A 13,419-nucleotide genomic window follows, 5' to 3' on the forward strand; every position below is an offset into this window, starting at 1 on the left:
CATCAGTATCCGAGGGCAGTACCTGCCTGGTAGACCGCCACGGCCAGAAAAAAGGCCAGGGATGTGTTGAAAACCATGGAAAATGCGCCCCATTTCCACGAGGATTCCCGGGCAATACAGACCACCGTGACAAAACAGGGGGCGTAAAACATCACGAAGATAATCAGGCTCCAGGCGGTAAGAATGCGCCACCCCGGTTCGGCGGCCAGCTTGGCAGCCAGGGAATCCGTGGCTTCGACGTCCACCGTACCCAGTGAATAGGCGGTGCCCAGGGTGGAGACGATCACCTCCTTGGCTGCAAAACCACCTATCAGGGCAATGTTGGTGCGCCAGTCGAAGCCGGCCCAGCGGGTGACGGATTCGATGCCGGTGCCAATGCGGCCGGCCAGCGAGTGGCGCAGGGCGGAACCCGCCTGCCGGGCATTCACGGCAAGCAGGTCAGCCTTCAATTCAACGGCGGCAGCCGAGTGGGGCGCCCCCCCCGTTGCTGTCTCCAGTTCATCAACCGCCTGAGGTGACGCCGCCGACACGATCTCGCTGCGCTGGGCGTCATAGGTTTCAATCTGCGCATCCGGCAGGCGCGGAAAGGTCATGGCTGCCCAAAGCAGCACAGAGATTCCCAGAATCACCGTCCCGGCCTTTTTCGCATACTGCCAGGTCCGTTCCCAGGTATGAATCATCAGCCCCCGGAAGGTCGGCAGGCGGTAAGGCGGCAATTCCATGACAAAGGGCGTGGACGCACCTTTGACCACGGTCATCCGCAGAAACTTGGCCGCCAGCAGGGCGCCGCCCCAGGAGATCAGGGTGAGCGTAAACATCATCCATGCCCGGCTGTGGGGAAAAAAGGCGGCGATGAGCAGGGCAAATACGGGCAGCTTGGCGCCGCAGTTCATGAACGGCGCCGTAAGCAAAGTGGCGATCCGCTCTTTGGGGGACCTCAGGGTCCGGGTGGCCATCACGCCGGGGACTGCACAGCCGCCGGCAATCCCGCCGGAAACAATGTAGGCCATCACCGAACTGCCATGCAGCCCGAAAATCTGAAACACCCGATCCAGCATGAAGGCCACCCGCGCCAGGTATCCCGAATCTTCAAGCACGGCAATGCCGAAGAACATGAACATAATCAACGGTACGAAACCGAGCACACCGCCCACCCCGTCGATAACGCCGGAGACGATTAGTGACCTGAGCAGGCCGTCGGGCAGCGTCGCGGACACCAGATCGGAAAGCCATTCAAAGGCCTTCTCGCACCAGGCGACGGGCAGTTCGCTGTAAGTGAAAACAAATTGGTACAAGCCCATGAGTACCAAGAGCATGATGATGGGTCCGGCAAAACGGTTTACCAGGACTTTGTCGATGCGGTCGGAGAGAAATAGCCGGTTCCGATCATGGAGTTCCTTGATCACTCCCTGCTTGAGCATGGAACTGATGAAGCCGTACCGGTGATCGGCGATCATGGCTTCCGGATAGGTTTCCAGGGTCTCTTCGATGTGCGCGCCCACCTTTCGGGTGACGGTCTCCAACTGGTCGGCGATCTGCGGGTCTGTTCCCCTTCCCTTTTCAAGAATCTGTTCGTCGTTTTCCAGATACTTGATGGCAATCCAGCGCGACGGGTACAGGTCCGTAAGAAAATTCCCCCCGGTGATCACCTTTTCCATCTCCTGGATGGCGGTTTCCAGATCGGAGCCATAGGAAACCCGCAGGGGTTGAGGACCAGGCGCGTCGGCAACCGTTTCCACGGCATCCATCAGGGTCTTTTTCCCAAAACCGGAACGGGCTACAATGGGGACGACCGGCACCCCGAGCAGGCGGGAGAGTTTCTTATGGTCGATCTCAATGCCCCGCCCCCTGGCCACGTCGATCATGTTCAAGGCCACGCAGGTGGGAATACCCAGTTCCAGGAACTGGATGGTCAGGTAAAGGTTGCGTTCCAGATTGGATGCGTCGACGATGTTGATCGTCACCCGGGGGCGTTCGTTGACCAAAAAATCACGGGCCACCACCTCTTCGACGCTGTAGGCGGTGAGTGAATAGGTGCCGGGAAGATCCACGATATGCATATCGTGGCCGTTTTGCACATAGCGACCTTCCTTGCGGTCCACCGTAACACCGGGATAGTTGCCCACATGCTGCCGGGAGCCGGTAAGGGCATTAAAAAGGGTGGTCTTCCCGGCGTTGGGATTGCCACCCAGTGCAACGCAAAAAGTCATTGTTATCCGTTTACCTCGACGTCGATGAGATCAGCTTCATTATTTCGAAGGGTAAGGGTAAAGCCCTTGAGCCGCAATGCCACCGGATCGTAAAGCGGTGCCCGGCCCTGAATCTTGATTGCGGTACCCGGCACCAGGCCCATATCCCGGAGCCGACGCCCCAGTTCACCGCCGACCTTGACGCTGGCGATGGTTCCTTCCTGGTTAACCCGCATGTTACGAATGTTGATCGTTGGCATTGGAGCTCCAAAATACATAAAAAATTATAACCTTCGTAAAAAGTTAGGTAGTCCAAACTTTCAAAGGTGTCAATAGAAAAATACGGGACTCAAATGCCTGAAGTCGGAAACTGGATCCGGCGTTGGATGTCCCCACCGTTCGCCGACTTCAGTCCTCTGTTCTCTGTTAACTGGCCCCACGGGTCAATGACTGCACCCTCAGGTGCTGCCGGCACAGGGTTCCGGTGCATCGATGGCCGGGGTCCCTGTTGCCGACGCGTCGCCGGTCGATCCCGGTCTTAAAATGCGGTCGCGCATAAACCGCCACACCGGCTTCACCGACAAAACCAGGATGAGGATGGCACCGGTCAGTTCAACCGCATGCGGTATGGCTTCTCCGGCCTGTCCCACCATGGACCGCGCCGAGACGCCCATGGCGGCATAAATCCAGTCCACCAGCAGACCGAAGCCCACGGCGCAAATCGCAATGGCTGCCAGATAGATGCCCGTGGCCCGTTTTCCCAACATCCGGACCAGCACGGTCAGGGAGGCGGCATTCGTGGCCGGCCCGGTCATCAGGAATACCAAGGCGGCACCGGGGCTGACACCCTGCAGGATCAGGGTTGCGGCAATGGGTGTCGACGCCGTGGCACAGATATAGATGGGAATACCTGCCCCCAGCATGATCAACATGGCGCCGAAACCGCCGCCCATGTACCGGCTGAAGAGCGATTCAGGGATCAGTACGGTTATGATTCCGGACAGCAGCAGGCCGAACAGAAACCACACGGCCAAATCCCCCCACACATCGGTAAAGGCGAAACGGAAACCGGCCGATATTTTTTCATCAAAACGGTGGTGGTTGCGATGGACTTCCGGTGAGCAGTTTTTTCCATCGCAGCAGCCGTCCACCGGGCAGGAAAGGTCCGGCACGATGGAGCGGGCCGGTTCTGGATTTCCCAGCAGGTTCTCGGTGATGCCGGCGGCAAAGGCAGTGAAAAAGGCGGCCACCGGCCGCACCACGGTCATGATGGGGTCCATCAAGGCATAGGTGATGGCAATGGAATCCACGCCGGATTCCGGCGTTGAAATCAGAAACGAGGTCACGGCGCCGTTGCTGGCCCCCTGCTTCTTCAAAGCGGCCGCTGCCGGCAGCACGCCACAGGAGCATAGCGGGATGGGGATACCCAGGAGCGAGGCCTTGAATACCGACTTGAAGCGGCCCCGACCCAGATGCCGGGAAACTGAACCCGGGTTGAGAAAGACCCGCAGCAGACCGCTGACGAGAAGCCCGAAAAGGATGAATACCGACGATTCGAGCAAGAGGTTCCAGGATTGGAGTAGAATGTTGAGCAGCAGGTTCATTGTTTATCGTCCCTATTAGATAGCCATTGGAAAGCCGACCACATCTGGAACCCGCTCCACTCCTTTTCCAATGCCGTAATCCCTTAATTCCCAACTTTGTTATCTGTTTTGAAGGGCCGGAAAGCATGCGAGTGATGACGGCTTGTCAGGCCTTAACACTTACGATTCCCCGATGTGGGTCAATCCCACGGTAACCAGATCCAGCACATGGGCGTCGTCCAGAGAGTAGTAAAGGATCTGCCCGTCACGGCGGGAACTGACCAGGGATAGTTCCCGCAGGCGCCTGAGCTGATGGGAGACGGCTGATTCGCTCAGGCCCACGAAAGCGGCGATGTCGCAGACGCACATCTCCCCGCCCCGCAGGGCCAGAATGATCCTGAGCCGCGTGGGGTCGCCCATGATCTTGTAGGTCAGGGCCAGCCGCTCCAGGTCCTTTTCCGCGATGGTCTCGGCCCTTGCACGGGCCACCCGCTCCAAATGCACCACGCGCACATCGCAGGTTTCATTCTGGCACGGGACAATCGCCTTATTTTTAACCATTCGATCTCCTGTCGGATATTTATATGTATATATGCTCATATATAAAATCTATTGCGGGTTTGTCAAGCATCTGATGGCGATGTATCAGTGCGGGTAACCGTCAAAACGGCAGTGAGGTTCTTGCAAGTCATGCCCGTTAAGTGGGAGGTGTTCAAAAAGTTCGACTAACCATTGATTAAAGACGGGGAATCAAACCCTTTTTTAGGGCCATATGAACCATCGAATAGGCGCTTCATTTGAGATGACTGACGGGAAAGGAATTCTCTTTTGCCGTTCATGCAACATCGACGTCTTGCGGTGCAATCACAGCACCGGTGCTTTATTTGCCCTTGTACACCGGTTCCCGTCTCTCCTTGAAAGCCCGGGGGCCTTCCTGGGCGTCCTGGCTTAAGAAGACCGGGATGGAAAGCTCCATCTCCCGGGCTAGGGCGGCAGGCACATCCTTTCCCGAGTTTTCCAGGACCGCTTGCTTTACCGCGGCCACGGCCAGGGGCCCGTTTTTGGCGATGATGGCGGCATAGCGTTCAGCCGCTGCCATCACCTGATCCCGAGGCACCACCTGGTTGATGAAACCATATTCCATGGCCTGCCGCGCATCGATCAGTTCGCCGGTGAGCAACATCTCCATGGCCCGGGCATAGGGCATCTGGCGCGCCAGGTGCACGGTGGAGCCGCCGGCCGGCACAATGGACCACTTGACCTCCTGAAGGCCGAACCGGGCATTTTCCGCGGCGATCCGGATATCGGTGTTGTAGAGAATCTCGAACCCGCCGGCGATGGCATTGCCGTTGATGGCGGCGATCACCGGTTTGGTCAGCGGGAAATCCCGCAACAGCGCCTGCTGGGCCAACAGGGGGTTGGCCTGAACCTTTTGATCGGCATCGGTTATCGCCTGGCGGGCTCCGGTCCACAAGGGAATCAGTTTGCCCAGGTCCGCTCCGGCGCAGAAACTCTGTTCGCCGGCCCCGGTGAGAATGGCGCAGCGCAGTTCCCGGTCCTGGCTGAAATCCTGCCAGGCGTCCACCAGTTCGACCACCGTCTCCGGATCGATGGCGTTGTGGGACTGGGGGCGGTTGAGGGTGATGTAAGCAATATGATTTCTCTTCTCATAAATCAGTGCCATGGGGGTCTCCCGTGCTTGTTGGGTTTATTGGATTTGTTGAGTTCAAAGTTTCACCATTCACCGTCCTCAGTGTCCTACGAAATGATCCATGCCCCGGTTGACGCCGGTCAGGGCCACCAGCCGGTCGACCCAGGATGCGGGCAGCACCTTGAACATAGGCAGCAGCTTCACCATAAAGGGCATTTTCAGGTAGTCCTTTTCCCGTTTCACCGCCTCGATGATCGTGCGGGCGACGTCGCGCGGCTGCAGCAGCGGATTGAACAGCGGCGGTGTGAATCCGGCAAACATGCCGGTGTCGATCACCGACGGGCAGATGCAGGAAACCTTTACGCCGGAGCAGCCGAATTTTTTCATCTCCATGCGCAGGGCGTCGGAATAGCCTACCACGGCAAACTTGGTGGCGCTGTAATCGGCAAGCAGAGGCACGGCCAGCAATCCCCCGGCCGAGGCGAGGTTGACGATGTGTCCGCTGTTTCGGGCCATCATATCGCCGAGGAACTGGCGGGTCATCCACATCACCCCCAGCAGGTTGATGTCCACGATGCGGCGCAGTTCCGCGTAGGAGACTTCGGCCGCGGGTTTGCCCACCACGATGCCGGCGTTGTTGACCAGGATATCGATGGTCGAAAAATCCTCGCCAATCCGGGCGGCCACCTGCTCGACCATGCGGGGATCGGCGACATCGCATTGGTACCCCCGGATATGGAGGCCTTCGGTTGACAGCGGGTCCACAACCGCCTTCAACGTCTCGCCGTTGAGATCGAGAATCGCCAGGTTAGCCTTTTCACGGGCAAACCCAATGGCCATCTCCCGCCCGATGCCGGCGCCGCCGCCGGTGATTACCACGTTCTTGCCTGCGAGCGATTTCATCGTTCAGGGCTCCCCAAATGAGGCGTAAAAGAGCCGCGCGGCTTCCACCGGAGAGAATCCCATGGCAAGGAGAGCGTCAGATGGAAGCCGCGCGGTACAACCGTCTTGAGCAATGGGCTCAGCCGATCTCTATGGACATTTTCAATGTATAGCGGGCAAAAATCTCCGCGATCTTCTCCTGGATCTCTTTTTCCGACGCCCCGGCGGCAGGCGTCACCCGGATGGCCACCCGGGTACCGTAAAGCTTGTCTTCGCCTGCGGAGACGGACACGTCCTCGGCCATCCCACCCAGGGCCGTCAGTTCTTTTTGATAGATCTTTTCGATCACATTCCAGCGCAGGGCCGGCTTGAAAATCTTGCCCACCGGCGTCAGGGGTAAGGTTTCGATGATATAAATGGCTTTGGGCACGGCGGCTCGCTCCCCGATATTCTTTCTCGCGTAGTCAAGGAGCTGCGCCTCGGTCATCGTACTGCCGGCCGCCAGTTGCACGTAGGCCACGGGCACCTCGCCGGCATGGGGATCGGGTTGGGGAACGGCTGCCGCCACCTGGACATCGGGCAGCCGGTACAACACCTCTTCGATGCTCGCCGGATCGATGTTGTGACCGCCGCGAATAATCAGTTCCTTTTTGCGGCCGGTCAGCCAGAAGTAGCCATCCGCATCCATACGCCCCAGGTCGCCGGTATTGAACCAGCCATCCTGGACCCAGATGCCGTGGTTATGTGTTTTCTCAACATAGCCCTTGAACACGTTGGGACCGGCGATGGCGATGGCACCGATCTCACCCACCGCTGCATCCCGCACATAACCGCCATTCTCGTCAACGATGACGACCTTCATCTGCTGGTAGGGCATGCGGATGCCGATGCTGCCCACTTTGCGCTCTCCCTCCCGGGGGTTGATGGACGAGGCGCATGCCCCTTCGGTGAGCCCGTATCCTTCAAGCACTTTCATCCCCGTGTGGGACTCGAACCGTTTGAACATCTCCACGCTCAACGGTGCCGCCCCGCAGATGGCATACTGCAGGGAAGCGATGTCGGCATCGCCCACCGGAATATCCATGAGCGTAGCCAGCACCGTGGGAACGGCCGAAAAGAAGTTAGCCCGGTAACGTTCCACGATCTTGTAAAAGTTTTTAATGATCGACGGGTCCCGGTATCCTTTGGGTGAAAGCATGACCACGTGGGCACCCAGTGAAAATGGGGATATGCCGGTAACCGTGGTACCATTGACATGAAACAAGGGCAGACCGCAAAGCACCGTCGTGTGGCTGCCCATGCCGCCCATGGTCCGGATCATCCACCCCATGACCACTTCGTTGAAATGGGTTCGGCGGGCCAGCTTGGGCGTTCCGGTGGTACCGCCGGTGTGATACAGGGACGAGACATCGTCAGAGGCAATGGTTCTGACAAAGGCCAGGCGATCGCCGGGATACTTCTCTATCAGCTGATCGAAGCGGTGGACGCGGTTGCCGTCGCCCGGCCCCATGACACAGATCACATGCTCGAGTGTGGGAATGTCGTCCTTGATGGCGACGACCTTCTGCCAGATGTCGCTCCCCGGAAGTTCCCCCAGAGCCACCAGCACCCGCGTACCGGCCGCCCGGCAGATATCCCGGATCGTGGACGGCTCCAGCAGGGGATTGATGGGATTGACGATGCCGGCTGCTTCCGCACCCCAGAGCACATAATGCGTCTGGGGGAGGTTGGGCAACAGATAAGTCACCACGTCCTGCGGTCCGATGCCCAGATCGTGGAACATGTTGGCGCATCGGCGAATGTTGCGGATCAGGTTTCCGTAAGTGATCCGCATGGGTTGGTCCCAGGTGTCGCCGCTCATCAGAAAGCTGATGGCCACCGCTTCGGGATTGATGGCGGCCCCTTTTTCTAAAACGGCATAGGTGTTGGATTCCGCCACCCGGTCCTGAAACGGGACCGTTTCAATGGCCTCGATATCCTTCATTCCTGCAACGGCAAACGTTTCCGCCATAGTGTCCTCGTGGGGGATAGAGTTGTTGGGTTTGTTGGGTTCCACCGTTAATCATCGCTTGATTTTGAATCAAGTTATAATCCTGAATAAGCTTCAATTGATTGTTGACTTTTATTAGATAATCCCCTAAAGGAAGTCAAGTTGTTTTTGAACTTAATTATAATTTCGAACATACTTCATTCTTTGAACTTTCATTGCGCAGATTTGAGCGATTGGCGAGGGATTATGCGTAACGCAGAATCGGGCGTTTTTCGGCACCGAATGCCATAACCCCTTCGTGGGAAGGGCGATACAAGGGAGCTGCCATGGAAAAGACCATCAATCACGTCTTTCGAAATCGAACCCGAACGTACCAAAACCGCCTGGCTGTGGAAAAAAAGCGCAACGGCCGCTGGGACAGGGCTTCCTGGATCGAGTATTATGATCGCTCCCGTGCGGTGGGACTGGGTCTGGCCGCCCTTGGGGTTGAAAAGGGTGACCGGGTGGCCCTGCTCTCCGAGAACCGCCTGGAGTGGCTCTACACGGATATGGGCGCCCTGGGCATCGGTGCCTGCCTGGTACCCATCTACACCACCCTCACCGATGAAGAGGTCGCCTACATCGTCGATAACGCCGGGGTCAGGGTGCTGGTGGTGGAAAACCCGCTGCAGGTGGAGAAAGCCCTTTACGCGGCAGACAAATGCCCGTCCCTGGAAACGATCGTGGTCATGGATCCCGACACGCCCAGCCTTTCAAACCTGATTGCTTTCGCTGAATTGATGCAGACCGGCAGGGACGCTCACCAGGCTGACGCGAAAGCCTTCGAAACCATGGCCGACCGCGTGTCGCCGGAGGATCTGGCGACCATCGTCTACACCTCGGGAACCACCGGTGTACCCAAAGGTGCCATGATCACCCATAAAAATGTCATGGCCGTCATCGGTGCCCTGGATCGGATCAGACCCGAATTTGCCAACGATACGGACCAGGCAGTGCCCTTTCTGCCCTTGAGCCACGTGTTCGAACGGGCCGCCGGTCATTTTTACGGCATGTATAAAGGAATCACCTCCTCGTATGCCGAAAGCGTCAACAGCGTGCTTGACGATTTTGGTGAGAAACGCCCAACGATTATTCTTGCCGTTCCACGGGTATGCGAGAAAGTATATCAGAAGATCCTCATGCAGGTGGAACAGCAACCCCCCTGGCGCCGGAAGATCTTTGACTGGGGGCATGCCATCGGCGCGCGCATCTCGACGCTGCGGGAAGAGAAAAAGCCCGTGCCGACGCTGCTGAAGCTGAAGTACAAACTGGCTTTCGCCCTGATTTTCAAGAAGCTGCGCCAGGCGCTGGGAGGACGGGTGCGATGGATGACCGCTTCCGGTGCACCCACCGCCCGGGACATCGTACTCTTCTTTAACGCCGCCGGAATCCAGGTGGTGGAAGGCTATGGCATGACCGAATGTTTTGCTCCGGCCACCATGAGCAACCTGGCCGATTATCGTATCGGCACAGTGGGAAAAGCGCTGCCGGGGGTCGAGATCAAGCTTGCCGACGATGGCGAAATCCTCATCCGCGGGGACAATGTATTTAAAGGCTATTGGAAGATGCCGCAGGAAACCGCCGAGGCATTTACCGACGACGGATTTCTGAAAAGCGGAGATATCGGGGCATTTGATGATGCCGGTTTTCTGACCATCACCGACCGTAAGAAAAACCTGATTATTACCTCCGGCGGCAAAAACATCGCTCCCCAGAAAATCGAGAATCTGTTTTTAAGCGATCCGCTGTTCACCCACTTTATCGTTATTGGCGAACGGCGAAAATTTTTAAGCGCCCTGCTGACCATCAACCTGGATCAGGCCCAGCTTCTGGCCGAAAGGCAGGGCATCGCCGTCGACGCGCCCACCGACCTTCTGGACCATCCGGAATTTCTCCAAATTATCGAGACTCACGTGGCCGAACGAAACAGCCACCTGGCCCGGTTTGAAACCATCAAGCGTTACCGGATCATCAAAAAGGAGTTCTCCCAGGAAACGGGAGAACTGACCCCATCCATGAAAATCAAGCGCAACGTGATCCATGAACAGCACGCCGATCTGATCGCGTCCATGTATGCGGATGCATGATTTCAAGGAGACTGTCGGATGAATAATTCACTGAAACACATCGAACCCATGGTCCACCACAGCCAGATCAGCGTACCCTACACCTGGTGGGCAGGCGACACAGCCGGGCGCTTTCTCAAAACCCTGCGCGACGAGCAGACAATCATGGGGACCCGTTGTGAACACTGCGCCCGCGTCACTGTGCCGCCGCGAAAAACCTGCCCGGCCTGTTTTACGGAAAACCAAACCTGGACCGCCGTTTCCGACCAGGGCACCGTGGTCGCTTTCAGCGTGGCCAGACGGCAGCTGGCGGCCCTTGTCAAAAAGGTTCCGGTGATCTTCGCCCTGATCCGGCTGGACGGTGCGGACACGGCGCTGCTGCACACCATCGACCGGGTCGATCCCGCGGCGGTCACCATCGGCATGCGCGTCCGGGCCTGTTTTTCCTGGGACGCGGGGGCGACAATCATGGCCATTTCCCACTTTGTGCCGACAAACTAACTTCTACCCATGACCTTGAATTAATGAGGACCCCTATGGATAGCGCAGCAATTGTAGGCGTAGGTATGACCGCCATCGAAAAAAACAAGATTCGCGACGGATTTGCCGACATGGTCTGGGAGGCGGTCAATCTGGCCCTGGCCGACGCAGGCATGACCATCGACGACATCGACAACGTGGTCACTACCTCCAACGACTTCTGGGACGGGCGAACCATCAGCTGCATGGCGGTGAGCGATGCCAGCGGCGCCCGGGAAAAAAATGTCTCCTGCGTGGAAGGAGACGGCACCTTCGGCGCGTTTTACGGGCTGGCCCGAATCCTTTCCGGTTCCTACGGCACCACCCTGGTAACAGCTCACAGCAAGGGCTCGGAAAGCGTCTCCAGCCTCATCACCAATGCAGCCTTCGACCCGATCTACCAGCGGGCCATCGGCATGGACATGGTCAGCGCCTGCGCCATGCAGGCCAATGCCTACATGCACCGCACCGGCACCACGCCCGAACAGCTGGCTCGGGTGTCGGTAAAAAACCACGGCAATGCCCGCCACAACCCCAAGGCCCAGCTGCCCATGGCAATAACCGTGGAAGAGGTGCTGGCTTCGGAGATGATCTGCGACCCGCTCCACAAGCTGGACTGCTCACCGGTCTCCGATGGCTGCTGCGCCATGATCATCGCCGCCAAAGACCGCGTGGGCACAGCGTCCAAGCCACCCGTGTGGATCAAGGGGGCGGCATTTTGCACAGATGCCTTTCACCTGGGAGACCGCGACCTGTCCCGGGCAGCCGCCCTGACCCGGGCCGCCAAAAAAGCCTTTGACATGGCCGGCATCACCGATCCGGCCACCCAGGTCCATGTAGCCGAGCTTTACGACGCCTTCACGTATCAGGAACTGATGTGGCTGGAGGCCATGGGATTGTGCGCCGATAACCAGGCGGGACATCTTTTGGAAGCCGGTGTGTTTGATATCGACGGAACGCTGCCGGTCAACGCCTCGGGCGGCCTGATGAGCGGCCACCCGGTGATCGCCGCCGGTCTGATCCGCATGGCCGAGGTGGTCCGCCAGCTGCGCGGGGAGGCCGGTGGCGCCCAGGCAAAGGATCCCACCGTGGGCGTGGCCCAGGGCGTCAACGGATTGTGCGGCCAGTCGCACTGTGTGTGGGTATTGAGTGCCGAGTCCTGAGGACGCGAGACAGAATTCCATATTGAAAAATGAAAGAATCTGGAATTGAGGCATTGCACGTAGCCGCTTGAAAAGAGGAGAAACCATGGGCAAACAACGCGTAGCCGTCGTGGGCACCGGACAGACCTTTCACAAAAGCCATCGCCCCGATGTCAACGGCCAGGAACTGATCAACGAGGCGGTTGGGCGGGCGCTGGTAGATGCAGACCTGACGATCCGCGATATCGATGCCATCGTCATCGGCAACATGGACCACTTCGAAGGAATCAACTATGTGGACTGCTGGAGCGTGGACGGCTCCGGCGGATTCATGAAACCGGTGATCAAGCTCACCACCGGCGGCACTACCGGCAGCACCCTGGCCATCGGCGGCTATCACATGGTCGCTTCAGGCCTGTTTGACCGGGTGCTGGTCATCGGCTGGGAGAAGAATTCGGAGTCGGACACCACCGGCGCCATCACCACGGCCTTCGATCCGGTCTGGGACCGCCTGGTCTTCGCCGGGGCCATCTCGGGGCTGGCTGCCGAAGCCCAGGCCTACATGGCCAGATACAGTGCAACGGATCGGGACGGGGCCCGCGTGTCGGTGCGGGACAGAAAACACGCCTGCAACAATCCCTATACCCAGCTGCGCAAGGAGGTGACCGTCGACGAGGTACTGGCCTCGCCCATGCTGGCCGACCCTATTCATCTGCTGGATGTCTGTCCGCGCTCCGACGGCGCCTGCGCCGTGATCATGGCCGGCGAGCACATCGCCGAAAAAATCACCGCCACGCCGGACTGGATCTGGGCCACGGCCAACCGCCACACTTACACCTACCTGGGAGACGCCAACTTCGGCCGATTGGACTCCCTGGCCGCCGCCTCCCGGGAAATCTATGCCAAAGCGGGCATCCGCGAGCCGGCCAAGGAGATCGGGGTTATCGAATTGTACCAGCCCTACTCCTTTGCCGGTATCATGTGGATCGAGGACCTGGGGCTGACGGGATATGGCCAGGGAGCCGAGCTCGTCTGGAGCGGGGCTACGGACATGGACGGCGAGATCCCCATCAACCCCTCCGGCGGGGTGATTGCCTGCAACCCCATCGGCGCCACGGGCCTGATCCGCTGCGCCGAGGCGGCGTTGCAGATAATGGGCAAAGCCGAAGGCCACCAGGTGCCGGATGTGGACCTGGCACTGAGCACCGGCTTCGGAGGATGTTTCTGGTCGGACATCCTGCTCCACGGCCGCAGGAAACCGGATTTCTGAAAACAGGACTCCATATAAAGGGATTCAGGAGTGGGGGGATCAACCGACCGGCCCAACTCCATTCAGCCAAGCAGACCAACAACCGTTC

At 58.6% G+C, this 13,419-nt stretch carries 11 protein-coding genes; 4 read left to right on the plus strand and 7 right to left on the minus strand.

All coding sequences use genetic code 11. The features are described from left to right. Positions 1-2: 2 nt before the first annotated feature. From feoB to ACHZBS_RS01370, 7 genes are all read right to left on the minus strand, one after another. Positions 3-2,210, minus strand: a complete 2,208-nt coding sequence (feoB, locus tag ACHZBS_RS01340) for a ferrous iron transport protein B (protein WP_319404739.1) — start codon at positions 2,208-2,210, stop codon at positions 3-5. Positions 2,211-2,212: 2 nt separating this feature from the next. Then, positions 2,213-2,449 (minus strand): FeoA domain-containing protein, encoded by a 237-nt coding sequence (locus ACHZBS_RS01345; protein WP_319404740.1) that lies wholly within the window; start codon positions 2,447-2,449, stop codon positions 2,213-2,215. Between the two features lie 198 nt (positions 2,450-2,647). After that, on the minus strand, positions 2,648-3,793 hold the full coding sequence (locus ACHZBS_RS01350) for an SO_0444 family Cu/Zn efflux transporter (RefSeq protein ID WP_319404741.1): 1,146 nt from the start codon (positions 3,791-3,793) through the stop codon (positions 2,648-2,650). A 159-nt stretch (positions 3,794-3,952) separates the two neighbouring features. Then, positions 3,953-4,333, minus strand: a complete 381-nt coding sequence (locus ACHZBS_RS01355) for a metalloregulator ArsR/SmtB family transcription factor (RefSeq protein WP_319404742.1) — start codon at positions 4,331-4,333, stop codon at positions 3,953-3,955. Positions 4,334-4,652: 319 nt separating this feature from the next. Further along, positions 4,653-5,456, minus strand: coding sequence for an enoyl-CoA hydratase-related protein (locus ACHZBS_RS01360; RefSeq protein WP_319404743.1), 804 nt, complete (start codon positions 5,454-5,456; stop codon positions 4,653-4,655). A 66-nt stretch (positions 5,457-5,522) separates the two neighbouring features. Then, the gene (locus ACHZBS_RS01365; protein WP_319404744.1) at positions 5,523-6,326 is read right to left on the minus strand and encodes an SDR family oxidoreductase; all 804 of its coding nucleotides are present in this window, start codon (positions 6,324-6,326) and stop codon (positions 5,523-5,525) included. 118 nt (positions 6,327-6,444) lie between these two features. Continuing rightward, complete coding sequence (locus ACHZBS_RS01370) at positions 6,445-8,316, minus strand: acyl-CoA synthetase (protein ID WP_319404745.1); 1,872 nt, start codon at positions 8,314-8,316, stop codon at positions 6,445-6,447. A gap of 305 nt (positions 8,317-8,621) precedes the next feature. Between ACHZBS_RS01370 and ACHZBS_RS01375 the strand changes: the two genes are divergently transcribed. The 4 genes from ACHZBS_RS01375 (at position 8,622) to ACHZBS_RS01390 (ending at position 13,331) form a co-directional block, all read left to right on the plus strand. Next, the gene (locus ACHZBS_RS01375) at positions 8,622-10,421 is read left to right on the plus strand and encodes a long-chain fatty acid--CoA ligase (protein WP_319404746.1); all 1,800 of its coding nucleotides are present in this window, start codon (positions 8,622-8,624) and stop codon (positions 10,419-10,421) included. A gap of 18 nt (positions 10,422-10,439) precedes the next feature. Further along, positions 10,440-10,901, plus strand: a complete 462-nt coding sequence (locus tag ACHZBS_RS01380) for a Zn-ribbon domain-containing OB-fold protein (RefSeq protein WP_319404747.1) — start codon at positions 10,440-10,442, stop codon at positions 10,899-10,901. Positions 10,902-10,936: 35 nt separating this feature from the next. Next, positions 10,937-12,082: a thiolase family protein gene (locus tag ACHZBS_RS01385; protein WP_319404748.1), complete on the plus strand. Its 1,146-nt coding sequence runs from the start codon at positions 10,937-10,939 to the stop codon at positions 12,080-12,082. A gap of 85 nt (positions 12,083-12,167) precedes the next feature. Next, positions 12,168-13,331, plus strand: a complete 1,164-nt coding sequence (locus ACHZBS_RS01390; RefSeq protein ID WP_319404749.1) for a thiolase family protein — start codon at positions 12,168-12,170, stop codon at positions 13,329-13,331. The last annotated feature ends 88 nt before the right edge of the window (positions 13,332-13,419 follow it).

The organism is uncultured Desulfosarcina sp., assembly GCF_963664155.2.
Classification (GTDB): domain Bacteria; phylum Desulfobacterota; class Desulfobacteria; order Desulfobacterales; family Desulfosarcinaceae; genus Desulfosarcina.

Excerpts from the sequence above, each read along its gene's own strand:
- ACHZBS_RS01370 (WP_319404745.1), bottom strand. The coding sequence starts at position 8,316 with ATGGCGGAAACGTTTGCCGTTGCAGGAATGAAGGATATCGAGGCCATT.
- ACHZBS_RS01350 (WP_319404741.1), bottom strand. The coding sequence starts at position 3,793 with ATGAACCTGCTGCTCAACATTCTACTCCAATCCTGGAACCTCTTGCTC.
- ACHZBS_RS01365 (WP_319404744.1), bottom strand. The coding sequence starts at position 6,326 with ATGAAATCGCTCGCAGGCAAGAACGTGGTAATCACCGGCGGCGGCGCC.
- ACHZBS_RS01375 (WP_319404746.1), top strand. The coding sequence starts at position 8,622 with ATGGAAAAGACCATCAATCACGTCTTTCGAAATCGAACCCGAACGTAC.
- ACHZBS_RS01390 (WP_319404749.1), top strand. The coding sequence starts at position 12,168 with ATGGGCAAACAACGCGTAGCCGTCGTGGGCACCGGACAGACCTTTCAC.
- ACHZBS_RS01385 (WP_319404748.1), top strand. The coding sequence starts at position 10,937 with ATGGATAGCGCAGCAATTGTAGGCGTAGGTATGACCGCCATCGAAAAA.
- feoB (WP_319404739.1), bottom strand. The coding sequence starts at position 2,210 with ATGACTTTTTGCGTTGCACTGGGTGGCAATCCCAACGCCGGGAAGACC.
- ACHZBS_RS01380 (WP_319404747.1), top strand. The coding sequence starts at position 10,440 with ATGAATAATTCACTGAAACACATCGAACCCATGGTCCACCACAGCCAG.
- ACHZBS_RS01345 (WP_319404740.1), bottom strand. The coding sequence starts at position 2,449 with ATGCCAACGATCAACATTCGTAACATGCGGGTTAACCAGGAAGGAACC.
- ACHZBS_RS01355 (WP_319404742.1), bottom strand. The coding sequence starts at position 4,333 with ATGGTTAAAAATAAGGCGATTGTCCCGTGCCAGAATGAAACCTGCGAT.
- ACHZBS_RS01360 (WP_319404743.1), bottom strand. The coding sequence starts at position 5,456 with ATGGCACTGATTTATGAGAAGAGAAATCATATTGCTTACATCACCCTC.